Raw genomic sequence first — 24,961 nt, forward strand, 5'->3', positions numbered from 1 at the left:
ACGACGGCGCAGCTCAGGCGGGTAGGAAGAGGGACGTGCCATGACTCGAATCCTTACACGAAATCGAGCCTCTACCGAACCCGGGGCGGTTCACACCAAGCTTTGGCCCGGGCGCACCACACTGGCGGACGCACGCCGTCCGCGGCCGGGTGGTCGAGATCGCCGTCGCCCCCGACCCGACACTGGGCCGTCGAGGCCGCACGCCTCAAAGCCGCCCGGTGCTGCACTCGGTCGGCGGGTGCCCTGCTCGACCTGACGCACCGAGCTGTAGGAGACCTGCGCGAGGCCCGCGAGCTCTCGCTGGGTGACACCTCGGAGGAGGCGCCTGGTCTGAGCTGAGACCATGTCGGCATGTCGAGAGTGCTGCATCTCCTGGGCGCTGCGGCCCCGCCCGTGCTGCATTTCCCTGTCGTCGTCGCCTCGGCACAGGCGCGTGGCTGGACGGTCTGCGTCGGGCTCACACCGACTGCCGCCGACTGGCTGGGGGACGAGCTCGAGGCTCTGGCCGAGCTGACCGGCCACCCGGTGAAGAGCCGGTGCCGGCGCCCGGGCGAGCGTGACAGCTGGCCGCCCGCTGACGTCGCACTGTTGGCGCCGGCCACGCTGAACTCCGTCAACTCGGTGGCGCTCGGGCTCACCCCGTCATGGCCGATCGGCTACGCGGTCGAGGCGCTCGGACGGCGCGCGCCGCTGGCGGTGATGCCCTGTTTGAAGGACACCATGGCCGCACACCCGCAGTTCGACCGGAGCGTGCGGACTCTCCGCGATGCGGGTGCTCATGTCCTGCTCGGGCTCGGCGAGTTCGTACCGCACGCCTCCAGGCAGGCCCCGCCGTACCCGTGGGAGACGGCGCTCGGCGCTCTCGACACCATGTGAGCTGAGCTGGGTACGTCCGAGCGCGGCCTACGCACCCGGCTGCGGCTGCCGCAGGTGGCTCACGTCGAGGGTGCGCTGTCGGTAGCCCGAAGGGGTGGGTGGTGACCTGAGGTCCGAGGCACCCACCCCCGCAGTGACCGCCGTCAGCCGATCGTGGCCGCGTACGAGGTCTGCGCGGCGAAACCCCAACTCGGTGCGGCGTCCCACGGGTTGGCGAGCACGTCGTCCGTGGCGTAGGCGTAGCCCGCGCCGCGGGTGAAGGCGGTGTCGAGGGTGGTGCGCATCTGCGGGGCGCCGGGCACGCCGTAGACGAGGTGCCAGAAGGCGGTGCCGCTGGGGTCGAAGGTCGCGCCCGAGTAGTAGCCGGCGGTGAGGTTGAAGACGTTGCCGCCGAGCCAGCCCGCGCCGGTGTAGTCGGCGTAGGTCCCCTCGTAGGTCACGAAGGTGTCGGCGGTGCGGTGGCCGGGCTCCAGGTAGCAGTCGGCGATCGCGGTGCCCGGGTTGTCCACCACCAGCTCCTGGGCCGCCGGGTCGAGTGCGTCGACCGTGGACTGCACGTACTGACGCAGCGCCAGGTAGTAGTCCCGCGAGCTGTTCCCGGGCCCGCAGTCCCGGCTGACCACGTCGAAGAAGATGCCGTCCACGTGCAGCTTGCCGTCGGCGGTCTTCAGGTAGTTGTCGACGGACGCCTTCACGTCGGCCGGCGGGCGGGTGGCGTTGTCGGTGTGGACGTAGCCGAGCACCTTGGTCTTGGCTCCGGTCGCCGTGGTCCTCCCGCGCAGGGTGTCGGCCTGCGCCTGCCAGGTGGCGTTGAACGGGGTGTCCCCGTTCCCCGGGTTGAGCACCACCACCGACGCGGCGGGCGACGCGGCCTGCAGCCCGGTCAGCATCGGGTCCTCCGGCCACACATAGGCCGGCACGGCGATCTCCAGCCCCCGGCTGTCGGCCGCGGCACCCGAGACCCCGGACGTCAGAGCCAGCACCGAGCTGAAGGCCAGGGCCAGCAGGCCCTTGCTGTGCATACGCATGAAAATCCCCCCAGTCGTCAGCGATGATCATCACCGCTCGCCCCGGATGCTATCCGCACTCCCCAACAGGAAGGAAAACATCTGACGACCCGACAGCACCCAACGGAAACGGCACGCTCAGCCGAACTCCGCCCCCGACCCCAAGCTCCTGCGCCGGCGCGCCCGGACGACCAAGGCGCCGCCCACCAGGGCGACCACACCGGCACCGGCCGCGACCGCTGCCATCGGCCAGACCCCGCCGTCGTCCGGCGCCCAGGCGAGACGGCTCGAGGCACAACCGGCCAGCGGTTGGTCCGCCACCGTCCGCACGCAGGCGGTGGTCACCAACTTGTCGGTGTGGGCGGTGTTCTCGGCCACCCCGGCGGTCAGGGTGAGCGTGACGTCGCGACGGGGCGGCAGGTCGGCGGTCCAGGTGACCTGGGTGGCGCCGAGCTGTCCGCCCTGGTCGGCGGAGCGGGCTTCGAGTGCGGGCGGGAGCAGTTGGGAGATCTCGGCCCCGGCGATGGGCCGGTCGCTGTCGTTGCGCACCTTGACGGTGTAGGTGAGGGTGCCGCCCGCCTGCGCCTCGGCCCGGCCCGCGTCGATCGACACCGCCACCAGCGCAGGTGGCGGCGCCGGGGCCTCGGCGGAAGCGACAGTGGCCAGGCTGCACCATGCGGCCACCGGTACTGCGGCGACCACCAGAGTGGTCCTCCATCGTGCGTTCGAACTGGCCAATGCCTCGACCTCCAGATGCCCGTGCCGCACCGGTCGTGCCGACGCGTCTCTGCAACTCTGCGGGGACGGGAGCGCGTTGCGTACCAGCCGGTGGCCGCGCCCCCGCCAGGTCATTCCTTCGGGGTATCGCCGTGCCGCCGCTTGGCGGCGTCGGGGCGCGTGTACGGGTATGCGCGCGGGCCCGGAACGGCTGGTGCCGTTCCGGGCCCGCGCGGCCTCCGGGAAGTACCCGCCGTCAGATCCGGCCCCGCCTCCTGCGCTTGGCCGCGAGGACGACGCACCCGAGTCCGACCGCGAGCAGGACGGCTGCGGCTGCGGCTGCCAGGGTCACGGCGGCGCCGGTGTACGGGAGGGGCTTGGGCGACGGCTGGACCTTGCCGGTGTTCAGCGGACCGCCGTCGGGGCCGTTGGTCCCGGGCTTGTTGCTGTTGTTGCCCTGGTCCGGGTCGGGGGTGTCGGAGGAGGTGGTGGCGATGTTGTCGACGCCCTTCCCGCTGCCCGCGTACCCGGGGTCGAGCTTGACCAGGATGCGGTGGACCGCCTTCTCCCCCGGCGCCAGTCGTGCGGTCGGGCCGCAGGTGACGGTCCGTCCGTTGGCGGCGCAGCCGTCCGGCGAGGAGACGAACGACAGCGCGGCCGGGAGCGGGTCGGTGACCCGGGTGTTGACCGCCGTGGACGGGCCCTGGTTGGTGGTGGTGAGCGTGTAGGTGAACGTGTCGCCCGGGTCGACCTTGGTCTTGCCGGCCGGGTATGCGGCGGACTTGGTCAGTGCGAGGTCCGCGGTGGGGGTTCCGATCCGGAGCGTGAAAGTGTCCTCGTCGTTGTCGGGGAACCGGTCGGCGGGGTCGGTGACCCGGATCTTGCCGGTCAGGGTCTGGCCGCCCACCGCGTCCGGGGACACCCGCAGGCCGAACCCGGTGTCCACGTAGCCGTCCGACGCCGCCCGGTTCCCGGACCGGGGCAGGGGCAGGATGCCTGCGGGGAGCTTGCAGGTCGCGTGATGCGGGGTGTCCGCCGTGCAGTGGCCGGGCAGCGCCTGGGCGAAGGAGAGCTGATCGGGCAGGGTCACCGCGAAGGTGGCCTCACCGTTGTGGGTCGACGGCCCGTGGTTCCTGATCCGGCCGGTCAGGTCCACCGTCTCGCCGGGTACCGCGGTCTCCCGGGCCAGGAGCGCCTGCGCCGCCAGGTCGCGCTTGTGGGCGGCGGGCCGTCCGCCGTCCGGCAGGGGGGCGGTGTCGTTGTCGTTGGCGCGGTTGGGGTCGATGTTGTCCGCGTGCACCACGGCTCGGTTGACGACGTCGGTGCCGTCGCCCGCGTAGGAGGGGTCCAGTCGGGCGGTGAGGACGTAGGTGAACTTCTCCCCCACCTTCAGCCGCCCCTTGGCCGGACAGGTAACCGTCCTGGTCGTGGTATTCACGGTGCAGCCAGCCGGCTGGGAGGAGACGTAGGTCAGCGCCGCCGGCAGCTGGTCGGTGAGGACCACCTGGTAACCGTCGGACGACGGGCCGTTGTTGGTGACGGTGATCGTGTAGTCGACGGTCTCACCGGGGGCGACCGCGCTGCCCTTCGACGACTTGTCGACGGCGAGGTCGGCCTGACCGTGGGCGGGCTTTCCGCCGGGCAGCCCGGCGGCGGCCGAGGAGTTGTTCGACAGGTCCGGATCCGGGGTCGCGGCCGAGACCTTGGCGATGTTGCCGATGTCCGAACCGTCGCCCTCGTAGTCCTGGTCCAGCCTGACGGTGAAGGTGAACGTCCTCGTCCCCTTGGCCGCCAGGATCGGAAGGGCCGGGCAGGTCACGTCCTGACCGACCGCGGTGCACCCGTCGGCCGAGGACACGAAGGCCAGGGGCGCGGGGAGCGCGTCGGTGGTCTTCACGTCCGACGCCTGGGCCGGGCCGTTGTTGGTAACGGTGACCGTGTACTCGAAGGTCTCGCCCGGCGCGACCTGCTTGGTCCCGACCGGCTTCTTGGTGATCGCGACGTCCGCCTTGGCGGGGTTCGGGCCGGGGCCGGGGAGGGTGCCGGTCGCCGCGTCGGAGGTGTTGTTGGTCAGGTCGGGGTCGGTGGTGTCCGTGGCGACCTTCGCCTGGTTGCGCACGTCACTGCCGTCCCCGGTGTACGCCGGGTCGAGCTGGACGGTGATCGTGTAGGTCTTCGATGCCTTGGCCGCCAGGGTGGCCAGCTTGGGGCAGGTGACGTCCTGACCGGTGGCGGTGCAACTGTCGCTCGCCGAAACGAACTTCAGCGCAGACGGCAGGGCGTCGGTGACGACCAGGCCCTTGGCGTCCGAGGGGCCGTTGTTGGTGACGGTGATCGTGTAGTCGAACGACTCACCGGCGCCGACCGGGGTGGCCGAGGCGGGCTTCTTGGTGATCGCCACGTCCGCCTTCACCGGCGCGGGCGGGTTGGGGCCGGGGCCGGGGAGGGTGCCGGTTGCTCCGTCGGAGGTGTTGTTGGTCGGGTCGGGGTCGGTGGTGTCCGTGGCGACCTTCGCCTGGTTGCGCACGTCCGTTCCGTCGCCCGTGTAGGCGGGGTCGAGCTGCACGGTGATGGTGTAGGTCTTCGACGCCTTCGCGGCCAGGGTGGCCAGCTTGGGGCAGGTGACGTCCTGACCGGTGGCGGTGCAACTGTCGCTCGCCGAAACGAACTTCAGCGCAGACGGCAGGGCGTCGGTGACGACCAGGCCCTTGGCGTCGGACGGCCCGTTGTTGGTGACGGTGATCGTGTAGTCGAACGACTCACCAGGAGCAACCGGTGTCGAGGAGGTCGGCTTCTTGGTGATCGCCACATCCGCCTTCACGGGGGCAGGCGGGTTCGGACCAGGGCCCGGACCCGGCAGACCGCCGGTCGACGCGTCAGAGGTGTTGTTAGTCGGGTCCGGGTCGGTGGTGTCCGTGGCGACCTTCGCCTGGTTGCGGACGTCCGTCCCGTCACCGGCGTAGGCCGGGTCGAGCTGCACGGTGATGGTGTAGGTCTTCGACGCCTTCGCCGCCAACGTGGCCAGCTTCGGGCAGGTGACGTCCTGACCACTGGTCGTGCAACCGTCACTCGCCGAAACGAAGTTCACCATCGCCGGCAGCGCATCCGTCACCACCACGCCCTTGGCGTCCGACGGACCGTTGTTCGTCACCGTGACGGTGTAGTCGAACGACTCACCAGCCGCGACCGGAGTGGTGCTCGCGGCCTTCTTGGTGATCGCGACATCTGCCTTCACAGGGGCAGGCGGGTTCGGACCCGGCCCCGGACCAGGCAGACCACCGGTCGCCGCATCTGACGTGTTGTTGCTCTGGTCAGGGTCGGCACTGTCGGTCGCGACCTTCGCCTGGTTCCGCACGTCGCTGCCGTCACCGCTGTACGCCGGGTCGAGCTGAACCGTGATCGTGTAGGTCTTCGACGCCTTCGCCGCCAACGTGGCCAGCTTCGGGCAGGACACGTTCTGGCCCGAAGCCGTGCAACCGTCGCTCGCCGAAACGAACTTCAACATCGCCGGCAGCGCATCCGTCACCACCACACCCTTGGCGTCCGACGGACCGTTGTTCGTCACCGTGACGGTGTAGTCGAACGACTCACCAGCCGCGACCGGAGTGGTGCTCGCGGCCTTCTTGGTGATGGCAACATCTGCCTTCACCGGTGCCGGCGGATTCGGACCCGGACCCGGGAGTGTCCCCGTGGACGCATCCGAGGTGTTGTTGCTCTGGTCCGGGTCGGCCGTATCCGTGGCGACCTTCGCCTGGTTCCGCACATCCGTACCGTCGCCGGTGTAGGCCGGGTCGAGCTGCACGGTGATGGTGTACGTCTTCGATGCTGTGGCCGCCAGGGTGGCCAGCTTCGGGCAGGTGACGTCCTGACCCACAGCCGTGCAACCGTCGCTCGCCGAAACGAACTTCAGCACGGCGGGCAGCGCGTCGGTAATCGTTAGGCCCTTGGCGTCCGAGGGGCCGTTGTTGGTGACCGTGATCGTGTAGTCGAACGACTCGCCGGGAGCGACCGGAGTGTCACCCACGGGCTTCTTGGTGATCGCGACGTCGGCCTTCGCCGGGTTCGGACCCGGTCCCGGGAGGGTGCCGGTCGACGCGTCGGAGGTGTTGTTGGTCGGGTCCGGGTCGGTGGTGTCGGTCGCGACCTTCGCCTGGTTGCGCACGTCACTGCCGTCGCCGGCGTAGGCCGGGTCGAGCTGGACCGTGACCGTGTACGTCTTGAACGCCTTCGCCGCCAACGTGGCCAGCTTCGGGCAGGTGACGTCCTGACCAGTGGCAATGCAACCGTCGCTCGCCGAAACGAACTTCAACATCGACGGCAGCGCATCCGTCACCACTAGACCCTTCGCCTCCGAAGGCCCGTTGTTGGTCACCGTGATCGTGTAGTCGAACGACTCACCAGCACCGATCGGAGTGGCCGACGCCGGCCTCTTCGTGATCGCCACGTCAGCCTTCACCGGCGCAGGCGGGTTCGGGCCAGGGCCCGGACCGGGCAGACCACCAGTGGAAGCATCCGACGTGTTGTTGCTCTGGTCCGGGTCGGCACTGTCCGTCGCGACCTTCGCCTGGTTCCGCACATCCGTACCGTCGCCGGAGTAGGCGGGGTCGAGCTGCACCGTGATCGTGTACGTCTTCGAGGCCTTCGCCGCCAACGTGGCCAGCTTCGGACACGACACATCCTGCCCAGCCGCCGTGCAACCGTCGCTCGCCGAAACGAACTTCAGCATCGCCGGAAGGGCGTCGGTGACCACCAGGCCGTTGGCGTCCGACGGACCGTTGTTGGTGACGGTGATCGTGTAGTCAAACGACTCACCAGGAGCAACGGGAGTGGTGCGCGCGGCCTTCTTCGTGATCGCCACGTCCGCCTTCACCGGCGCGGGCGGGTTCGGACCCGGACCAGGACCAGGCAGACCACCAGTGGAAGCATCCGACGTGTTGTTGCTCTGGTCAGGGTCGGCACTGTCCGTCGCGACCTTCGCCTGATTCTTCACGTCACTGCCGTCACCCGCATACGCCGGGTCCAGCTGCACCACCAGTCTGTAGGTGGTGGAGGCCTTCGCCGCAAGCGTCGCGACCTTCGGGCAGGACACGTCCTGACCAGTGGCGACACAGCCGGTCGGGTCGGACGAGACGTACTTCAGCATGGACGGAAGCACGTCGCTGACGACCAGTCCGGACGCCTGTGACGGCCCGTTGTTCGTCACCGTGATCTCGTACGTAACCGTCTCGCCAGGGGCGACCGGGGTGTCGCCTACGGGCTTCTTGGTGACCACGGCGTCTGCCTTCACAGGCGCGGGCGGGTTCGGACCCGGCCCCGGACCCGGCAGACCACCGGTCGCCGCATCGGACGTGTTGTTGCTCTGGTCAGGGTCGGCCGTGTCGGTCGCGACCTTCGCCTGGTTCCGCACGTCGCTGCCGTCACCGCTGTACGCCGGGTCGAGCTGCACCTTGAGGGTGTACGTCTTCGACGCCTTGGCCGCCAAAGTGGCCACCTTCGGGCAGGAGACATCCTGCCCAGCAGCAGTGCAACTGTCACTCGCCGAAACGAACTTCAACATCGCCGGCAGAGCGTCAGTGACCGCCAAGCCCTTCGCGTCGGACGGCCCGTTGTTGGTCACGGTGATCGTGTAGTCGAACGACTCACCAGGAGCAACCGGAGTGGTGCTCGCGGGCTTCTTCGTGATGGCGACGTCCGCCTTCACCGGCGCGGGCGGGTTCGGACCCGGCCCCGGACCAGGCAGACCACCGGTCGCCGCATCCGACGTGTTGTTACTCGGATCAGGGTCAGGACTGTCGGACGCTACCTTCGCCTGGTTGCGCACGTCGCTGCCGTCACCGCTGTACGCCGGGTCGAGCTGCACCTTGAGGGTGTAAGTCTTCGACGCCTTGGCCGCCAAAGTCGCCACCTTCGGGCAGGAGACCTCCTGACCCGTGGCGGTGCAACCGTCGCTCGCCGAAACGAACTTCAACATCGCGGGCAGGGCATCCGTCACCACCACACCGCTGGCGTCCGACGGACCGCTGTTCGTCACCGTCACCGTGTAGTCGAACGACTCACCGGCAGCCACCAATGCACTGCCCACAGCCTTCTTCGTGACCGCGACATCTGCCTTCACCGGCGCGGGCGGGTTCGGACCAGGACCGGGACCAGGCAGACCACCGGTGGTCGCGTCGGAGGTGTTGTTGGTCGGATCGGGGTCGGCGGTGTCGGTCGCGACCTTCGCCTGGTTGCGCACGTCGTTGCCGTCACCGCTGTAGGCGGGGTCGAGCTGCACGGTGATGGTGTAGGTCTTCGACGCCTTGGCCGCCAGGGTGGCCAGCTTCGGGCAGGAGACATCCTGCCCAGCAGCAGTGCAACTGTCACTCGCCGAAACGAACTTCAGCATCGCGGGCAGAGCGTCAGTGACCGCCAAGCCCTTCGCGTCGGACGGCCCGTTGTTGGTCACGGTGATCGTGTAGTCGAACGACTCACCAGGAGCAACCGGAGTGGTGCTCGCGGGCTTCTTGGTGATCGCCACGTCCGCCTTCACCGGCGCGGGCGGGTTCGGACCAGGACCGGGACCAGGCAGACCACCAGTGGTCGCGGCGGAGGTGTTGTTCTTCGGGTCCGGGTCGGCGCTGTCGGTCGCGACCTTCGCCTGGTTGCGCACGTCGCTGCCGTCACCACTGTAGGCCGGGTCGAGCTGGACCGTGATCGTGTACGTCCTCGACGCCTTGGCCGCCAGGGTGGCCAGCTTCGGGCAGGACACGTCCTGACCGGTCGCCGTGCAACCGTCGCTCGCCGAAACGAACTTCAACATCGCCGGCAGCGCATCCGTCACCACCACACCGCTGGCGTCCGACGGACCGTTGTTCGTCACCGCGATCTCGTACGTGAACGTCTCACCCGGAGCGACCGGAGTGACCGACGCCGGCTTCTTCGTGATCGCGACATCCGCCTTCACGGGCGCAGGCGGGTTCGGGCCAGGGCCCGGCCCCGGCAGACCGCCGGTGGTCGCGTCGGAGGTGTTGTTGTTCTGGTCGGGGTCGGCCGTATCTGTCGCAACCTTCGCCTGGTTCTTCACGTCGCTGCCGTCAGCCGCATACGCCGGGGCGAGCTGCACCGTGATCGTGTACGTCTTCGACGCCTTCACCGGCAACGTGGCCAGCTTCGGACAGGACACGTCCTGACCCACAGCCGTGCAACCGTCGCTCGCCGAAACGAACTTCAGCATCGACGGCAGCGCATCCGTCACCACCAGACCCTTCGCCTCCGAAGGCCCGTTGTTCGTGACGGTGACCGTGTAGTCGAACGACTCACCCGGTGCCACCGGAGTGGTGTTCGCGGGCTTCTTGGTGATCGCGACATCTGCCTTCACAGGGGCAGGCGGGTTCGGACCAGGGCCCGGACCAGGCAGACCACCAGTGGTCGCGTCCGACGTGTTGTTGCTCTGGTCCGGGTCGGCGCTGTCGGTCGCGACCTTCGCCTGATTCCGCACGTCACTGCCGTCACCGCTGTACGCCGGGTCGAGCTGCACCGTGATCGTGTACGTCTTCGAGGCCTTCGCCGCCAACGCGGCCAGCTTCGGACACGACACGTCCTGACCGGCAGCAGTGCAACCATCGCTCGCCGAAACGAACTTCAGCATCGACGGCAGCGCATCCGTCACCACCAGACCCTTCGCCTCCGAAGGCCCGTTGTTCGTGACGGTGACCGTGTAGTCGAACGACTCACCAGGAGCAACCGGAGTGGTGCTCGCGGCCTTCTTGGTGATGGCAACATCTGCCTTCACCGGTGCCGGCGGATTCGGACCCGGACCCGGACCCGGCAGACCACCGGTCGCCGCATCCGACGTGTTGTTACTCGGATCGGGGTCGGCACTTTCCGTCGCGACCTTCGCCTGGTTCCGCACATCGCTACCGTCACCCGCATACCCCGGGGCGAGCTGGACGGTAATGGTGTACGTCTTCGAGGCCTTCGCCGCCAACGTGGCCAGCTTCGGGCAGGACACGTCCTGACCGGTCGCCGTGCAACCATCGCTCGCCGACACGAACTTCAACATCGACGGCAGAGCGTCGGTGACCGCGAGGTCCTTGGCATCGGACGGCCCGTTGTTGGTGACGGTGACCGTGTAGTCAAACGACTCACCCGGTGCCACCGGAGTGGTCCTGGCGGGCTTCTTCGTGATCGCCACATCGGCCTTCACAGGCGCGGGCGGGTTCGGACCCGGCCCCGGACCAGGCAGACCACCAGTGGTCGCGTCGGAGGTGTTGTTGCTCTGTTCAGGGTCAGCCGTGTCCGTCGCGACCTTCGCCTGGTTCCGCACGTCACTGCCGTCGCCCGCATAGGCCGGGTCGAGCTGGACGGTAATGGTGTAAGTCTTCGACGCCTTGGCCGCCAGGGTGGCCAGCTTCGGGCAGGAGACATCCTGCCCCACAGCCGTGCAACTGTCACTCGCCGAAACGAACTTCAGCATCGACGGCAGCGCATCCGTCACCAGCACACCCTTGGCGTCCGACGGACCGTTGTTCGTCACTGTGACGGTGTAGTCGAACGACTCACCAGGAGCAACCGGAGTGGTACTCGCGGGCTTCTTCGTGATCGCCACGTCCGCCTTCACCGGCGCGGGCGGGTTCGGACCAGGACCCGGCAGGGTGCCGGTGGAGGAGTCCGAGGTGTTGTTGCTCTGGTCCGGGTCGGCACTGTCCGTGGCGACCTTCGCCTGGTTGCGGACGTCCGTCCCGTCGCCTGTGTAGGCGGAGTCGAGCTGCACCTTGATCGTGTAGGTCTTCGACGCCTTCGCGGCCAACGTGGCCGACTTCGGGCAGGACACGTTCTGGCCGGTCGCCGTGCAACTGTCGCTCGCCGAGACGAACTTCAACACGGGCGGCAGTGCATCGGTGACGACCAGGCCGTTGGCGTCCGACGGACCGTTGTTCGTGACGGTGATCGTGTAGTCGAACGACTCACCAGCAGCGACCGGAGTGGCCGACGCCGGCTGCTTCGTGATCGCCACATCCGCCTTCACCGGCGCGGGCGGGTTCGGACCAGGGCCCGGACCCGGCAGACCACCAGTGGAAGCATCCGACGTGTTGTTGCTCTGGTCAGGGTCAGCCGTGTCCGTCGCGACCTTCGCCTGATTGCGCACGTCACTGCCGTCACCCGCATACGCCGGGTCGAGCTGAACCGTGACCGTGTACGTCTTCGACGCCTTCGCCGCCAACGTGGCCAGCTTCGGGCAGGACACGTTCTGGCCGGTCGCCGTGCAACTGTCGCTCGCTGAAACGAACTTCAGCATCGACGGCAGCGCATCCGTCACCACCAGACCCTTCGCCTCCGAAGGCCCGTTGTTCGTCACTGCGATCTCGTAGGTGAACGTCTCGCCCGGTGAGACCGGGGTGGCCGAGGCCGGCTTCTTCGTGATCGCCACGTCCGCCTTCACAGGGGCAGGCGGGTTCGGACCAGGGCCCGGACCCGGCAGACCACCAGTGGAAGCATCCGACGTGTTGTTGCTCTGGTCAGGGTCAGCCGTGTCCGTCGCGACCTTCGCCTGGTTCCGCACGTCACTGCCGTCGCCGCTGTAGGCGGGATCGAGCTGCACGGTGATGGTGTAGGTCTTCGAGGTCTTCGCCGCCAGGGTGGCCAGCTTCGGGCAGGACACGTTCTGGCCGGTCGCGGTGCAACTGTCGCTCGCTGAAACGAACTTCAGCATCGCCGGCAGCGCATCCGTCACCACCAGGCCCTTGGCGTCCGACGGACCGTTGTTCGTGACGGTGACCGTGTAGTCGAACGACTCACCAGCGGCGACCGGAGTGACCGAGGCCGGCTTCTTCGTGATCGCCGCGTCCGCCTTGGCCGGGTTCGGACCCGGGCCGGGGAGAGTGCCGGTGGACGCGTCCGAGGTGTTGTTGCTCTGGTCCGGGTCGGCCGTGTCCGTGGCGACCTTCGCCTGGTTCCGCACATCCGTCCCGTCGCCCGCGTAGGCGGGGTCGAGCTGCACCTTGATCGTGTAGGTCTTCGACGCCTTCGCGGCCAACGTGGCCAGCTTCGGGCAGGACACGTTCTGGCCCGAAGCCGTGCAACTGTCGCTCGCCGAAACGAACTTCAGCGGAGACGGCAGGGCGTCGGTCACGACCAGGCCGTTGGCGTCCGACGGACCGTTGTTCGTGACAGTGACCGTGTAGTCGAACGACTCACCAGCGGCGACCGGAGTGGTCGAGGCCGGCTTCTTCGTGATGGCGACGTCCGCCTTCACCGGCGCGGGCGGGTTCGGCCCAGGCCCCGGACCCGGCAGACCACCAGTGGTCGCGCCGGAGGTGTTGTTGGTCAGGTCAGGGTCGGCCGTGTCCGTCGCGACCTTCGCCTGGTTCCGCACATCCGCCCCGTCACCGGCGTAAGCCGGGTCCAGCTGCACCTTGACCGTGTACGTCTTCGACGCCTTCGCCGCCAACGTGGCCAGCTTCGGGCAGGACACGTCCTGGCCCACAGCCGTGCAACCGTCGCTCGCCGACACGAACTTCAGCATCGACGGCAACGCATCCGTCACCACCAGGCCCTTGGCATCCGACGGACCGACGTTCGTCACCGTGATCGCGTAGTCGAACGACTCACCAGGAGCAACCGGAGTGGTGCTCGCGGGCTTCTTCGTGATCGCCACATCCGCCTTCACCGGCGCGGGCGGGTTCGGACCAGGGCCCGGCAGGGTGCCGGTGGAGGAGTCCGAGGTGTTGTTGCTCTGGTCCGGGTCGGCACTGTCCGTGGCGACCTTCGCCTGGTTCCGCACGTCGGTTCCGTCACCGGTGTAGGCCGGGTCGAGCTGCACCTTGACCGTGTACGTCTTCGACGTCTGCGCCGCCAACGTGGCCAGCTTCGGGCAGGACACGTTCTGGCCCACGGCCGTGCAACCGTCGCTCGCAGAAACAAACTTCAACGCAGCGGGCAGCGAATCCGTGACCACCAGACCCGAAGCCTGCGACGGACCGTTGTTCGTGACGGTCACCGTGTAGTCGTACGTCTCACCGGGCACGACCGGAGCCGTCGAAGCGGGCTTCTTCGTGATCGCCACATCGGCCTTCACCGGCGCGGGCGGGTTCGGACCCGGCCCCGGACCGGGCAGACCGCCGGTCGACGCATCCGAGGTGTTGTTCGACGGGTCCGGGTCAGTGGTGTCCGACTTCACCGACGCCTGGTTCCTGATGTCCGAACCGTCACCCGTGTAGGCCTGATCCAGCTGCACCGTGATCTTGACGGTCCTCGTCGCACCCGGGTTCAGCGTCGCGACCGGAGGGCAGGTCACCACCTGCCCCGAAGCCGTGCACCCCGAGTCGGCGGAGACGAACTTCAACCCGACGGGCAGGGTGTCCGTGACCACCACGTTCGTCGCCTGCGACGGGCCGGCGTTCGCCACGACGAGGTCGTACACCAGGTTCCCACCGGGCGGGACGGACGTGGTGCCCTCGGCCTTCTTCGTGATCGACAGGTCGGCTGAGCCCGTGGTCGTGGTCGTCACCGAGAAGTCAGCCGTGTTGTTCGTCGCGAGCGGGTCCTCGCCGTTCACCACTGCGGCGTTGCCGCCCGACAGCACCGTGCCGAGCGGCGCGGCCGGATCGACCACCACCGAGATGGGGAACGAGGCCGTGGCGCCCTTCTTGAGCCCGGCCGGGATGTTGCACGTCACGGACTTCTTGTCCGCCGCCACCGTGCAACCCGAAGGCTGCGTCGCGGCGGCGGTCGTGCGGCCCGGCAGCGTGAACGTCACCGTCGACACCGAGGTGGTGTCCGACGGGCCGCCGTTCGTCACCATCCCGGTCACGGTGCCCGCCGTGCCCGGGGTTACGGGAGAGGCCGGCGAGGTCACCGACATCGCCAGGTCGTTGGAGCCCTTGGCCGTCGTGGACAGCGGCACGGCCGCCGTGTTGTTCGCCGTGTTCGGATCGTCCGCGGAGGCCACCACCGCCGAACCGCCCGTGAGCGCGGTCGCGACCGGGGCGTTCGAGTCGACGACCAGCGGGATCGCGAACATGGCCTTGGCGTCCTTGGCCAGGCCCGCCGCGATGGTGCAGGTGACCGACTTGCCGTCAGCGGCCGCAGTGCAGCCGGACGGGAGGGGCGCACCGAGCGTCGTGCGCTGCGGCAGCGTGAACGTCACGGTCGCCGCGGACACGGTCGTCGACGGACCGCTGTTGGTCACGGTCAGCGTTGCCGTGGAGGTGCCGCCGGGCGCCACCGGGTTCGGGGCGGTCGCCGCGGTCATCACCAGGTCGCTGGAGCGCACCAGGACCCTGGCGCTCGGGCAGGTGGACGGGGTCGAGGGGTCCGTACACAGCTTGTTCTCGTTGGTCGTGTCCGAGGTCACCGCCGTCACGGCGTTGAGGAAGTCGCCCTCTTGGGTGCCCTTCATCGTGACCTTCAAGGTCGCGGTGGCGCCGTTGGCCAGGGCGCCGACCGTCCACAGGCCGGTGGTCCTGTTGTACTTGCCCGCCGAGTCGTCCGAGACGTAGGTGAGACCGGCCGGCAGTTGGTCGGTGAGCACGACGTTGGCCGCCGCGTTCGGGCCGTCGTTCTTCACCGCGACGGTGAACACCACCTGATCACCGATCAGCACCGCCGACTTGTCCACGGTCTTGGTCACCGTCAGCCCCGCCAGCGGCCCGATCAGCAGCGGCGCCACCTTCGACAGGGTGGTGAGACCGTCTCCGGTGAAGTCGTTGGTGGCGGTGCCCAGCGTCGCCGTGCTCTTCACCTTCGCCTGGAAGGTGAACGTGTACGACCCTCCGGCGGGCAGCGTGATGAACGTGCCCCAGCCCAACTGGGAGCCGGTCACCGCCGGTTCGTGCAGATCCGTGCCCCTGGTCGAGCCGGCGACGTAGTCCAGGCGGCTGTCCAGCGTGTCGTTGAAACCGAACGTGGTCACCGGGTAGGCGTTGTCCTTGTTGGTCAGCTTCACCGTATAGGTGACGGTGTCGCCCGGCTTCGCCTTGCCCGGCGCCACCGTCTTCTCCGTCAGGATCGGCTTCACGTCCGCCGGGCGGAAGTAGGTGACGAAGCTGATCGTCGTCGACGCGCCCGGCTCCAGCGAGTACGGCCACGAGATGGCCATACCGCTGTCGACGTTGTTCGTGCAGTCACAGGTGTTCGGCAGCGCCTTGCCGGTCTGGATATGGCCCTTGACTGTGCTGTAGCCCCCCTCCGAGTAGGAGCTGCCCGGGGTGAGCGGCACGAACATCATCGCCTGTCCGGTGCCGTTGGCGTTCTTCACGCACGCAATGCCATTGCCCATGCCCGGCGCCGCCGGAAGGACCGCGCCGTAGCTCGAGTCGGCGCCCTGCAGGTAGCAGTCGCCGCCCCGGTACAGGTTGCCGGACCGCGCTGCGGTGCCGTTGTTCGTGACCGTGATGTCGATCCGGAACCCGTTCTCACCGTTGACGTACGTCTCCTGCTGGGAGAGGCGCAGCGTACTGGCGGCCGTGAAGTCCGTCGTCATCTTGAACGGGTCCGCCGAGGTGCCGGCACCGGTGGTCGGGCTCTGGTTGACACTCTTGGTGGATCCGCCACTCGAATTCTGTACGTATGCCGCACCGCCGTAGACGGCCGTACCCACGCTGATGCCCGTGCCGCAGCTGTCGGAGCCGTAGAACTGCTTTGCGTCGTTGTAGTTCGTCTGACATGCGCCAGTCGTGGTGGTCTGGATCAGCGTCACCGGCTTACCCGTGATGGTGCCGGTACTGACCACCACGACCGAGACCGTGTCGCTGAGGGCCGTCTGACCCGCAGTCAGCGTCTGGGATGCTTTGTAGGCCACCTTGGTGGCACTGGTGGCCTGACCGTTGGCGACGATCGTCCAGGTGCCGTTCGCCGCGACGGTCGCGGTGCCGATGACCGTGGTCGAGGTGCCACGGGTGAGCGTCACGGTGGCGCCGGGCGCGCCGGTCCCGGTGAACTCGGTGTCGGTGCCGATGGTGTCGCCGTCGTCCGGCGACGTGATCTTCACGGCAGGGATCGTCCACTCGACCACGACCGCGCCGGCCGCCTTCGGGTCGCCGTACTTGTCGGCGTCGTAGAACGGGTCACCCGTCCCACCGGGGGTCTTCCCCGACCCCGCAGCGGTGGTGCCGCCCGGGACCTTCGCCGTGTCCACGAAACCGCTGCCGCCGCCACCACCACCGCCTCCCCCCACCGCGTTGCCGTCACCGCCCGCGCCACCGGCATAGCCGGAGCCACCACCGCCACCCGCATCGCTGGTGCTGATGTTCCCACTCGTTCCGCCGTCACCACCCGCCCCGAGCGGACCGTTGGCGCCCGCCTTTCCCGAGAGAGCACCGATGTTCCCTGCCGCGCCTCCAGTGGCACCGGTCGCACCCTGGCCGCCCTTGGCACCGCCTCCGCCATTGGCGCCGACCTCACCGTTCACACCGCCACCGGCCCCGCCGTCGCCCCCCACGGCGGAGGTGATCCCCCGGCCGCCGCCGCCCCCGCCTCCGGCGACCAGCAACAACGCGCCGGACGCGTCCTTCACCCAGGCCGCACCGCCGCCCTTCCCCGAATTGAAGGACCCGCCACCCGCCGCAGGCACGTTGATCGAGTACGACGCCGCCAGCGGTGCCGAGACCGTCCCCAGGGAGTAGCCACCACCGCCGCCCCACCCGGAGGGGGTGCCGATCCCATTGCCACCGCCGCCGCCCCACAGGTGGAACCGCACCGCCGTCGCCACGGCCGGCGGCGTGAAGGTCTGGGTGGAACCGGTGTTCCGGAAGACCTGGCACTGGTTGAAGCCCGACGTCTTCGCCGCGCAGGCGCCTGCCGCAGCACGCGGCTGCGGCGCGGCGTCATCAACCGGGGCCACGGCGACAGACGAGAACGGGGACACGGTCATGGCCAGGACCCAGGCCACTACCACCGCGATCAGGCGCTTGAGAAAGGCGGCCATCGTGTTCCCGTTCTCTCCGAATCAAGGCATACCGTTCGTTTTGTATATAAGGGCCTTATATGGGGTGAATTTGGCTGGACACTCCAGGGCCGCACGATGATCGGCAAAGATGAACCCGTCCAGCGCAGTGCCGTGCCCGCGCGCGTCCGGTGATGTCGCGACCGCGTGGGCCTCAAGCCACACCGCCCACGAGGTAACGCAGTTCGTCCGCGCCGGTGACATGCTGACTACCTGTCATGTCTCCCGATACTTCCGGGATGCTGAGGGAGGCAGCGGAAGCGCTCCCCACCTGGAAGTGGCGAGTGATGGCAGCCGGCGAGCCGAGTCCACCTCGGCGGCTCACACCGGCGTGCCGGCTGCGTCCGGTCGTGTCCGCGGCGCTGGCCATGGTGGGGGTCTGTCTCATGCCGGGCGGGTCGGCCGCGCTCGGGGGCACCGACTGCGCGAAGAGCGTCGCGGGTCTGACCAGCCGTCAGAGCCGGGTCCCGGGAGTCGAGGGCGAGCAGTGCGTCCTGACCGTCCGGCTCGACCCCGCCTACCGGGGCGACGGCACCGCGCTGAAGAACAGCGCCAAGGTCACCGCCGACAACATCGACCCCAGGACCGACAACGACAGCTCCACCGCCGGACTGCCCGACGGCAAGGCGGGCACGCCGACCGCCGACGTCTCCACCGCCAAGGAGACCGTCACCTCCACCCCGATCGCCCCCGGCGAGACCTTCCAGTACGTGATCACCGCGACCGACAACGGCCCCTCGGACGCCCTGGACGTCGCGGTCCGCGACTCGCTGCCCGCCCAGCTGCTCTTCGTCTCCTCCGCCGACGGCTGCACCGCCAGCGGACAGTCCGTCAGCTGCGGGCCGGCCTCGATCACCTCCGGCGCGTCGCATCGCTGGGTGTTCACCGTCCAGTTGGACCCCACCTACACCGGCAACGGCTCCGACATCCGCACCATCGCCACCGCGAGCTCGCCCACCAACGACCCGGCCCTCGACAACAACACCGGCAACGCGGCCGGCCCGCCCGGAAACCTCGTCAGGACCCCGGAGGCCGACCTAGAGATCGACAAGAAACCGTCCTGACCACCGGTGCCTGCGGCACCTCGCCGCAGGCACCCTTCATGCCTGGCCGGTGGTGCGGAGCTCGTCGAGCCGGGTGCCCATCAGGGCGGTGGCGCGGGTGAACCAGTCGGCCAGCACGGCGACTTCGTCGGAGGTGTAGTCGGCGAACAGCTCGTTCATCCGGAGGTAGAAGGGTTCGTAGACCGCGTACAGCCGGGCGGCGGCCGACTCGTCGGCGACGATCCTGACCCGGCGTCGGTCGGCCGGGTCGGCGGCCCGGTGGGCGTACCCGGCGCGTTCGAGCCGGTTGAGCACGCCGGTGACGGCGCCGCTGGTGAGGTTGGCGCGGTCGGCCAGGTCGCCGGCGGTGATGGGCTGCTCGCCCGCGCCGAGGATGTGGCCCAGGCAGGTGAGGTCGGTGACCCCGAGGCCGAGGCGCTGCGCGATGTCCTGCTGGCTGACCAGGCTGAGGGCGATCAGCTGGTCCATGGCCGTCAGGGCCTGCGCGGGGGATGCGGCCGGACGGGGCTTGCCCTCCACCTGAAATCTCCTTAGAGTCTAAGATACTTAGCACGTGAGACAACTGGGATCACGTGCGAGCTCGATCGGCCGAGCCACCTCGGCCCACCCAGCATGACGAAGGAGTGCCCGGATGAGCGGCATGCACGGCCACCACGACATGGGCCACACCGTCGCGGGATGGACCGGCTCCGCCCTGGTGTTCGCGGGATTCACCACGGCCGGCGTCGCGATGTGCGCGGCCTGGGTGCCGGGCCTCTGGCTCGGCGCCGGGCTGGTCGTCGCGGGCGCGCTGGCCAGCTGGCTGCTGCACCTCGCGGGCTGGGGCAAGCGGAGCGGACCGCGTCCCGAGGCGCAGTGGGACTGGCGCGTCCGGGACGTCTCCCGGCACCCCGACTGCCTGGGCTGCCGCCTCGCGGCCCGGCCGCAGACCCCGGACCGACCCGGCCGGCGCGGCGAGCTGACGGCCGTTCAGCCCGCGGACTGATCCGGCGCCCGCTCGGCCAGCCGCAGGTGCCGCTGCCGGGCCGCCTGCGCCGAGCCGAGGCCGAGGTTGACGGCGATCTGCTGCCAGGTCAGCCCCCGGCCACGGGCCATCTCCAGCAGGCCGAGCTCCCACTCGTCCACCTCCGCCCGGGCCCACTGCACCAGGGCCAGCGCGGCCGCCAGGTCGTCCGCGTCGACCGGCGCCTCGCCCTCCTCGGGGAACTCGCTGCCACCGGCCAGCAGCACAACCCGCCGCCAGGCGTCCACCGGACCGAGCGGCATCCGCCGCTCCTCCCAGCGGGTGCGGGCCTCGCCGTGGGCGTGCCGCTCGGTGATCCGGAGCAGGGCCGGGTACTGCCGCTTCTCGTGCGCGGCGGCCGCGTCCGGTACGTCGAACGGGGCGGAGAGCTTCACCTTGCTGTCCTCGGTCATGCCCCCACCGTAGGCGAATGCGGCACTTGTTGACAACGGGCCATTGCAAACAGTTCGTTCAATCCGCCTGCCGGGACACCACCGCCCCCGCCCGCCCGACCGTGAGAAGCTGGCCTGATCCATCCCTGAGCAGGAGGAACGGCAGATGGCGGAGCCACGGACGCGGCGCCCCGCGCGGCCGCGCGAGGAGGTCTTCGCCACCGCCCGGGCGGCGATCGCCGAGCACGGGCTGGCCAAGCTGACCATGGCCGGGCTGGGCAAGCAGTTGCAGATGAGCGCCGGCCACCTGCTCTACTACTTCGGCAGCAAGGACCAACTCCTGCTGGAGACCCTGCGTTGGAGCGAGGAGCAGCTCGGCGAGCGGCGTCGCGCCATGCTGGCCGACCGGGAGTTGACGACACGTCAGCGACTGGCCGGGTACGCCGAGTTGTACCTGCCCGAAGGCCCCGGCGATCCGCGCTGGATCCTCTGGCTGGAGGTCTGGGGCCGGTCCCCCGCCAGTGCGGAGATCCGGCAGGGCCAGCTGGAGATCGAGGCCCCCTGGCAGACCGACCTGGTCGCGCTGATCGAGGAGGGCGTGGCGGGCGGCGAGTTCACCGCCGGCGGCGCGGCCGCCCGGGCCGTCCAGCTCCGTGCCCTGCTGGACGGCCTGGCGGTGCCGGTCGCGATCGGCTTGCCCGGCGCCGACCGGACCGAGGCCGTCGGCCAGCTCGCCTCGGTGGCCCGGGCCCTGCTCGGCGGCTGACCGCCCGTCAGGGCAGCGCGGACCGGACCAGCGCGCGGGCGAAGGGCTCCCCCGTCCGCCGGGCGTACGCCATCCGCTCGCGCACCTCGAACAGCGTGCGTGGACGGTAGCCCGGGCCTCCGCAGCAGCTCTTGTGGAAGTCGACGCCCGCGTTCAGCAGCACCGAGAGGGTCCGCCAGGCGGCGGTGTCCCGGCGGCGCGGTGCGGCGAACGCCGAACCGGCCCGGAGCAGCGGCCGGGCGCAGCGCGGGCAGGGCCGCCGGTGGTCGCCGGTCGGCGACTGCTTGTACGAGGCCCGGCAGGGCAGGCAGACGTAGGAGGTTCTGGTCGGCGTCATACCCGGAGCGTAGATCGGCCGGGCCGACGGATCGAGCGGATTTTCCGGGCCCTCGGCCCCGGGGTCGGCCGGTCGGCGGATCACTCGGTCCAGAGGGCGGCGGCGGTGCGGTCGGCGGAGTAGCCCTTGGCGCGGGTTTGGATCTGGCGGAGGAAGTCGACCGTGCCCGGCGGGTGCGGGTGGGCCCAGTGGTTGGCCAGGAAGTGGGCGACGGCCGGTTCGTCGGCCAGCGGATCGGCCAGGCCCGGGGTGCAGAGCAGCAGGATGTCGCCGGGTGTGGCCGGCACCAGCCGGAACCGGAACGGCTTGACCAACGGGCCGGTGGGGGTCGGTAGTTGACCGTCCGGGTGGTGCAGCAGCCGGGCGGCGTAGGCGTCGATCCAGTGCCCCGAGCGGAGCAGGTACAGCCCGCTCGGGCCGAGCCCGAAGGCGGCGCGGTGGGTGGCCGCCGGGTCGAGCGAGAGCAGCAGGCAGTGCAGGGCGGCGGCGGACCGGCCGTCGGGCGCGAGGGCGGGGGCGGACGCTCCGTCAGCGTCCTGGCCCGGGGCGGCGTCCGGGGTCGCACCCGGGGCGCGCAGCGGCGCGAACGCGCTGGTGGTGAGGCGCTGGAGGCCGTAGCGGAGACGGTCGCGCGCACCGTCGCGCAGGTCGGCGGCGAGCTCCGCGCGGCTGCGGCCGATCGCGGCGGCCAGGTGCCGGCAGGCTTCGGCGGCGAGCGGTGAGGGCGGGGCCGAGGCGGAGGTGGTGGCCACCACCGCGAGCAGCAGCCCCTCCGCGCCCTCCCCGAACCGGGTGATCAGCAGGGCGTCCCGGCGCAGTTCACCCCGGTAGCGGGCGGAGTCGCCCCGGACCGAGACCGCGCGCAGCGTGGCCGTGCCGTACTGGGCGCCCTCCAGGACGGTGTCCGGGGTGAGGACCGCGAGCTCCTCCGGGTCGGCGACCGCGACGGCGGTCGGCTCGGGCCCGTAGGTCGGCGGGCGGTCGCCGACGTGCGGCACCGGCTGCTGGTCGTACGCGCGGCGGGCGGCGGGCGGCAGTGGCTCGACCGAGCTCAGCGCGTCGGCGGACGGGGGCGTCGGTGCGACCACGGGGAGCGCGGCCGGCTCGGGCTCCGCCACCTCGGCGTCCGCCACGTGGGCGTCCGTCACCTCGGCGTCCGTCACGTCGCCCGGGGCCAGGTCACCGTCGACCTCGTCGGTCTCGGGCCGCTGTTCCTCGTCCAGATCGTCCTCGTCCGGGTCGCCCTCGGCCGAGCGGGTCACCACGGTGACCTCGGTGCTGCGCTGCGTCCCGATCATCCCGAGCGCCGAGTCGAACCAGTCGTCCACCGACAGCCCGCCGGCGTCCGGTCCGGCGTCGGCGTCGGCCTCGATCTCGGCGTCCGCCGCAGCTCCGGCGACCGGCACCGCCTCGGCCGTGCGCTGCGTCCCGATCATCCCGGCCGCCGAGTCGAACCGGTCGTCCACCGTGGCGTCGTCGTCCGGGGTCTCCGGTGTGTCCCGCAGGGTGGCGGCCGGGCCCGTGTAGACCTCGTGCCACCAGCCGTCGCCGCGCTGCGGTGGTGCGCCCTGGTTGCTCATCCGGCTGCTCCTCGTCCGTGTCTGCCGACTGTCGAGCGGGCCTGGGCCCCGGGCTCGACGTCATTGTCCCCAAGGAGAACGACGGTGTCCGGGAATCGACGACAACCGGTCACCCCGTGAGCGCAGTGCCGCGACAGCCGGTCGGGACCGGCCGAAACCGTGCCGAACTGCACGTACTCGACGTGAACGGCAGGGAACGAGACTCCCCGAGGGACTCCACCCTCACCCGTTCGGCTGATTAATATGTGCGCATGACCGTGCCGGGGGCTCACACACCGCAGCCGGGGAGGCCCGCGATCGCCGGCCGCCCGGCGGCCGCGCTGTGGATCCTGCTGCTGGCGGGTCTGCTCGCGGTGCTCCCGTGTGCGGGCCGCGCGCACGCGGTCGCCCGGACCGGCCCCCCGCCGGTGACCACGGTGACGGCGCAGCCCGCCGCCGTGGCGGCCGCGCACGGGCTCCGGCACCACCGCTCCCCGCAGGTCCAGGGCACCGAACGGCCGCCGCTGGTCTGGTGCACGGTGGACGGCGAGCAGCCCACCCCCGGCAGCGGCTGCTCCAGCCACCCGTACTGCGGCCAGGAGTCGCAGCTGCCGAACGCGCCGCCGCAGCCCGTGCCCGCGGTGCCCGCCCGGCTGATCGCGCCGCAGGCCAGACCCGCCCCACCGGTGCTCACACCGCTGAGCGGCCCGGACCTGGCGCCCGACCTGCACGCGCTCCAGATCCAACGGAGCTGAGCGGAACCCACCGTCCGCGCACCGACCGACCACGGCCGACCGAGGCCGACGGCCGGCCGGGCCCGGACGGCTCCGCTTCCCCTGCCAATCCGTAGACCGCCGAGCGGGCACCGCCCGACGGGGACAAGGACAACTTTCATGGGTTCCGCCGCCAAGCAGCAGCCGACCAAGCAGCCCGGCAAGGGCAAGTCGAACGTCCGCCCGAGCACCGCCGACCGCCGCGCCCGGATCGCCGAGCTGCGCGCCGAGGAGCAGCGCCGCGACCGCCGCAACAAGTTCATCGCGATCGGTGCGGCCGCCGTGCTGCTCGCCGGCATGGTGGGCGGCGGCGCGTGGATCGCGCTCGACGCCAAGCAGAAGAAGGACAAGGAGGCCGCCGCCGCCAAGGCGCCGATCGACGGTGTCCGGACCTTCGACAACCTCGCCCGCAACCACGTCACCACCAAGGTGACGTACCCGCAGACCCCGCCGGTCGGCGGTGACCACAACCCGGTCTGGCTGAACTGCATGGGCACCGTCTACGACAAGCCGGTCGAGAACGAGAACGCCGTGCACGCGCTGGAGCACGGCGCGGTCTGGGTGACGTACAACGCGAAGGCCTCGGCCGACGACGTCAGCACGCTCTCCAGCCGGGTGAAGACCACCCCGTACTCCTTCATCAGCCCCTACCCGGACGAGCCGGGCACCATCACGCTGACCGCGTGGGGCACCCAGCTGACGGTGGACAGCGCGGCCGACCCCCGGGTGGCGAGCTTCTTCACCAAGTACGTGCAGGGCCCGCAGACCCAGGAGCCGGGGGCGTCGTGCAGCACCGCCCAGTAGTCACCGGCGAGGCGGACACGGTCGAGGGGCCGGCCGTCGGGGCCGGCCGGCGTCGGCTCTGGTGGCCCGCCGCCCTGGCGGCGGCGGTGGCGCTCGGCCTCGGCGTGCCCGCGCTGGTGGCCGGTGGTTCGGACGCCAGCGGTTCGGTGGCGTCGGTGCCCGCGCAGGAGTCGGCGGAGGCCGGCTTCGCCCGGGACATGGCGACCCATCACCAGCAGGCCATCGACCTCTCGTTCATCGTCCGGGACCGGACCGAGAGCACCGACATCCGGAACCTGGCCTTCGACATCATCAACACCCAGGCCAACCAGCGGGGCATGATGATGGGCTGGCTCGACCAGTGGGGCCTGACCCAGCACTCGGGTGCCGAGCCGATGGCCTGGATGCGGATGGACCACCGGTACGAGCCGCACGACGGTTCGCTGATGCCCGGGATGGCGACCAACACCGAGCTCGACAAGCTGCGTTCGCTCAACGGCCAGGAGGCCGAGGTCTACTACCTCCAGCTGATGATCGAGCACCACAAGGGCGGCGTCGCGATGGCGCAGGGCTACGTCGACCTCGGCACCAACGCGGTCGAGAAGCGGCTCGCCCAGACCATGGTGAACGGCCAGCGCTCGGAGATCGACCTGATCACCGACCTGCTGGCGAAGCGCGGCGCCAAGCCGCTCTCCTGACACCCCGTCCGAAGGGTGCGGCCGGACGTCACCGTCCGGCCGCACCCTTCGGCGTTGCCGGGG

Annotated in this window: 15 protein-coding genes; 7 read left to right on the forward strand and 8 right to left on the reverse strand. The window is 70.2% G+C overall.

From position 1 onward, the window contains the following. Positions 1 to 90: 90 nt before the first annotated feature. The gene (locus tag ACIRPK_RS32695; RefSeq protein ID WP_403045419.1) at positions 91 to 402 is read right to left on the reverse strand and encodes a helix-turn-helix domain-containing protein; all 312 of its coding nucleotides are present in this window, start codon (positions 400 to 402) and stop codon (positions 91 to 93) included. On the opposite strand from ACIRPK_RS32695, the gene ACIRPK_RS32700 reads away from it, so the two are divergent. Next, positions 352 to 876, forward strand: a complete 525-nt coding sequence (locus ACIRPK_RS32700) for a flavoprotein (protein ID WP_403045422.1) — start codon at positions 352 to 354, stop codon at positions 874 to 876. The genes ACIRPK_RS32695 and ACIRPK_RS32700 overlap by 51 nt on opposite strands. 143 nt (positions 877 to 1,019) lie before the next feature. On the opposite strand, the gene ACIRPK_RS32705 is transcribed toward ACIRPK_RS32700, so the two are convergent. The 3 genes from ACIRPK_RS32705 to ACIRPK_RS32715 all read right to left on the reverse strand — a co-directional run bounded on the left by ACIRPK_RS32705 (position 1,020) and on the right by ACIRPK_RS32715 (position 17,505). Continuing rightward, positions 1,020 to 1,904: a spherulation-specific family 4 protein gene (locus ACIRPK_RS32705; RefSeq protein ID WP_403045425.1), complete on the reverse strand. Its 885-nt coding sequence runs from the start codon at positions 1,902 to 1,904 to the stop codon at positions 1,020 to 1,022. 117 nt (positions 1,905 to 2,021) lie between these two features. Beyond that, positions 2,022 to 2,585, reverse strand: coding sequence for a hypothetical protein (locus ACIRPK_RS32710; RefSeq protein WP_403045428.1), 564 nt, complete (start codon positions 2,583 to 2,585; stop codon positions 2,022 to 2,024). A 271-nt stretch (positions 2,586 to 2,856) separates the two neighbouring features. Next, complete coding sequence (locus tag ACIRPK_RS32715; protein WP_403045430.1) at positions 2,857 to 17,505, reverse strand: isopeptide-forming domain-containing fimbrial protein; 14,649 nt, start codon at positions 17,503 to 17,505, stop codon at positions 2,857 to 2,859. A 368-nt stretch (positions 17,506 to 17,873) separates the two neighbouring features. On the opposite strand from ACIRPK_RS32715, the gene ACIRPK_RS32720 reads away from it, so the two are divergent. After that, complete coding sequence (locus tag ACIRPK_RS32720; protein WP_403045433.1) at positions 17,874 to 18,587, forward strand: hypothetical protein; 714 nt, start codon at positions 17,874 to 17,876, stop codon at positions 18,585 to 18,587. Positions 18,588 to 18,623: 36 nt separating this feature from the next. On the opposite strand, the gene ACIRPK_RS32725 is transcribed toward ACIRPK_RS32720, so the two are convergent. After that, a complete protein-coding gene (locus ACIRPK_RS32725; protein ID WP_403045435.1) occupies positions 18,624 to 19,106 on the reverse strand; it encodes a MarR family transcriptional regulator in 483 nt (160 codons plus the stop codon). A 112-nt stretch (positions 19,107 to 19,218) separates the two neighbouring features. Between ACIRPK_RS32725 and ACIRPK_RS32730 the strand changes: the two genes are divergently transcribed. Next, the gene (locus ACIRPK_RS32730) at positions 19,219 to 19,572 is read left to right on the forward strand and encodes an HGxxPAAW family protein (RefSeq protein WP_403045437.1); all 354 of its coding nucleotides are present in this window, start codon (positions 19,219 to 19,221) and stop codon (positions 19,570 to 19,572) included. Here ACIRPK_RS32730 and ACIRPK_RS32735 read toward each other — a convergent pair. Further along, entirely contained in the window at positions 19,557 to 20,003 is a 447-nt protein-coding gene (locus ACIRPK_RS32735; RefSeq protein ID WP_403045439.1) for a DNA-binding protein, read from the reverse strand. The two genes, ACIRPK_RS32730 and ACIRPK_RS32735, sit on opposite strands and share 16 nt — an antisense overlap. 145 nt (positions 20,004 to 20,148) lie before the next feature. On the opposite strand from ACIRPK_RS32735, the gene ACIRPK_RS32740 reads away from it, so the two are divergent. Then, positions 20,149 to 20,748, forward strand: a complete 600-nt coding sequence (locus ACIRPK_RS32740; RefSeq protein WP_403045441.1) for a TetR family transcriptional regulator C-terminal domain-containing protein — start codon at positions 20,149 to 20,151, stop codon at positions 20,746 to 20,748. A gap of 7 nt (positions 20,749 to 20,755) precedes the next feature. On the opposite strand, the gene ACIRPK_RS32745 is transcribed toward ACIRPK_RS32740, so the two are convergent. Together ACIRPK_RS32745 and ACIRPK_RS32750 are read right to left on the reverse strand one after the other, a co-directional pair. Continuing rightward, positions 20,756 to 21,085 carry a deoxyxylulose-5-phosphate synthase gene (locus tag ACIRPK_RS32745; protein ID WP_403045443.1) on the reverse strand — a complete coding sequence of 110 codons (330 nt, stop codon included), beginning with the start codon at positions 21,083 to 21,085 and terminating at the stop codon, positions 20,756 to 20,758. A gap of 80 nt (positions 21,086 to 21,165) precedes the next feature. Beyond that, positions 21,166 to 22,665: a protein phosphatase 2C domain-containing protein gene (locus ACIRPK_RS32750; protein WP_403045446.1), complete on the reverse strand. Its 1,500-nt coding sequence runs from the start codon at positions 22,663 to 22,665 to the stop codon at positions 21,166 to 21,168. Between the two features lie 251 nt (positions 22,666 to 22,916). Between ACIRPK_RS32750 and ACIRPK_RS32755 the strand changes: the two genes are divergently transcribed. The 3 genes from ACIRPK_RS32755 to ACIRPK_RS32765 all read left to right on the forward strand — a co-directional run bounded on the left by ACIRPK_RS32755 (position 22,917) and on the right by ACIRPK_RS32765 (position 24,898). Beyond that, complete coding sequence (locus ACIRPK_RS32755; RefSeq protein ID WP_403045449.1) at positions 22,917 to 23,399, forward strand: hypothetical protein; 483 nt, start codon at positions 22,917 to 22,919, stop codon at positions 23,397 to 23,399. Positions 23,400 to 23,537: 138 nt separating this feature from the next. Then, positions 23,538 to 24,221, forward strand: a complete 684-nt coding sequence (locus ACIRPK_RS32760) for a DUF3105 domain-containing protein (RefSeq protein ID WP_403045452.1) — start codon at positions 23,538 to 23,540, stop codon at positions 24,219 to 24,221. Further along, positions 24,203 to 24,898, forward strand: a complete 696-nt coding sequence (locus ACIRPK_RS32765) for a DUF305 domain-containing protein (RefSeq protein ID WP_403045455.1) — start codon at positions 24,203 to 24,205, stop codon at positions 24,896 to 24,898. Before ACIRPK_RS32760 ends, ACIRPK_RS32765 begins: the two co-directional genes overlap by 19 nt. Positions 24,899 to 24,961: the final 63 nt, after the last annotated feature.

Source organism: Kitasatospora sp. NPDC101801 (assembly GCF_044766665.1).
GTDB lineage: Bacteria > Actinomycetota > Actinomycetes > Streptomycetales > Streptomycetaceae > Kitasatospora.

Coding starts and splice junctions, on each gene's coding strand:
- ACIRPK_RS32745 (WP_403045443.1), bottom strand. CDS start 21,085: ATGACGCCGACCAGAACCTCCTACGTCTGCCTGCCCTGCCGGGCCTCG.
- ACIRPK_RS32740 (WP_403045441.1), top strand. CDS start 20,149: ATGGCGGAGCCACGGACGCGGCGCCCCGCGCGGCCGCGCGAGGAGGTC.
- ACIRPK_RS32760 (WP_403045452.1), top strand. CDS start 23,538: ATGGGTTCCGCCGCCAAGCAGCAGCCGACCAAGCAGCCCGGCAAGGGC.
- ACIRPK_RS32735 (WP_403045439.1), bottom strand. CDS start 20,003: ATGACCGAGGACAGCAAGGTGAAGCTCTCCGCCCCGTTCGACGTACCG.
- ACIRPK_RS32700 (WP_403045422.1), top strand. CDS start 352: ATGTCGAGAGTGCTGCATCTCCTGGGCGCTGCGGCCCCGCCCGTGCTG.
- ACIRPK_RS32715 (WP_403045430.1), bottom strand. CDS start 17,505: ATGGCCGCCTTTCTCAAGCGCCTGATCGCGGTGGTAGTGGCCTGGGTC.
- ACIRPK_RS32705 (WP_403045425.1), bottom strand. CDS start 1,904: ATGCGTATGCACAGCAAGGGCCTGCTGGCCCTGGCCTTCAGCTCGGTG.
- ACIRPK_RS32730 (WP_403045437.1), top strand. CDS start 19,219: ATGAGCGGCATGCACGGCCACCACGACATGGGCCACACCGTCGCGGGA.
- ACIRPK_RS32750 (WP_403045446.1), bottom strand. CDS start 22,665: ATGAGCAACCAGGGCGCACCACCGCAGCGCGGCGACGGCTGGTGGCAC.
- ACIRPK_RS32755 (WP_403045449.1), top strand. CDS start 22,917: ATGACCGTGCCGGGGGCTCACACACCGCAGCCGGGGAGGCCCGCGATC.
- ACIRPK_RS32695 (WP_403045419.1), bottom strand. CDS start 402: ATGCAGCACGGGCGGGGCCGCAGCGCCCAGGAGATGCAGCACTCTCGA.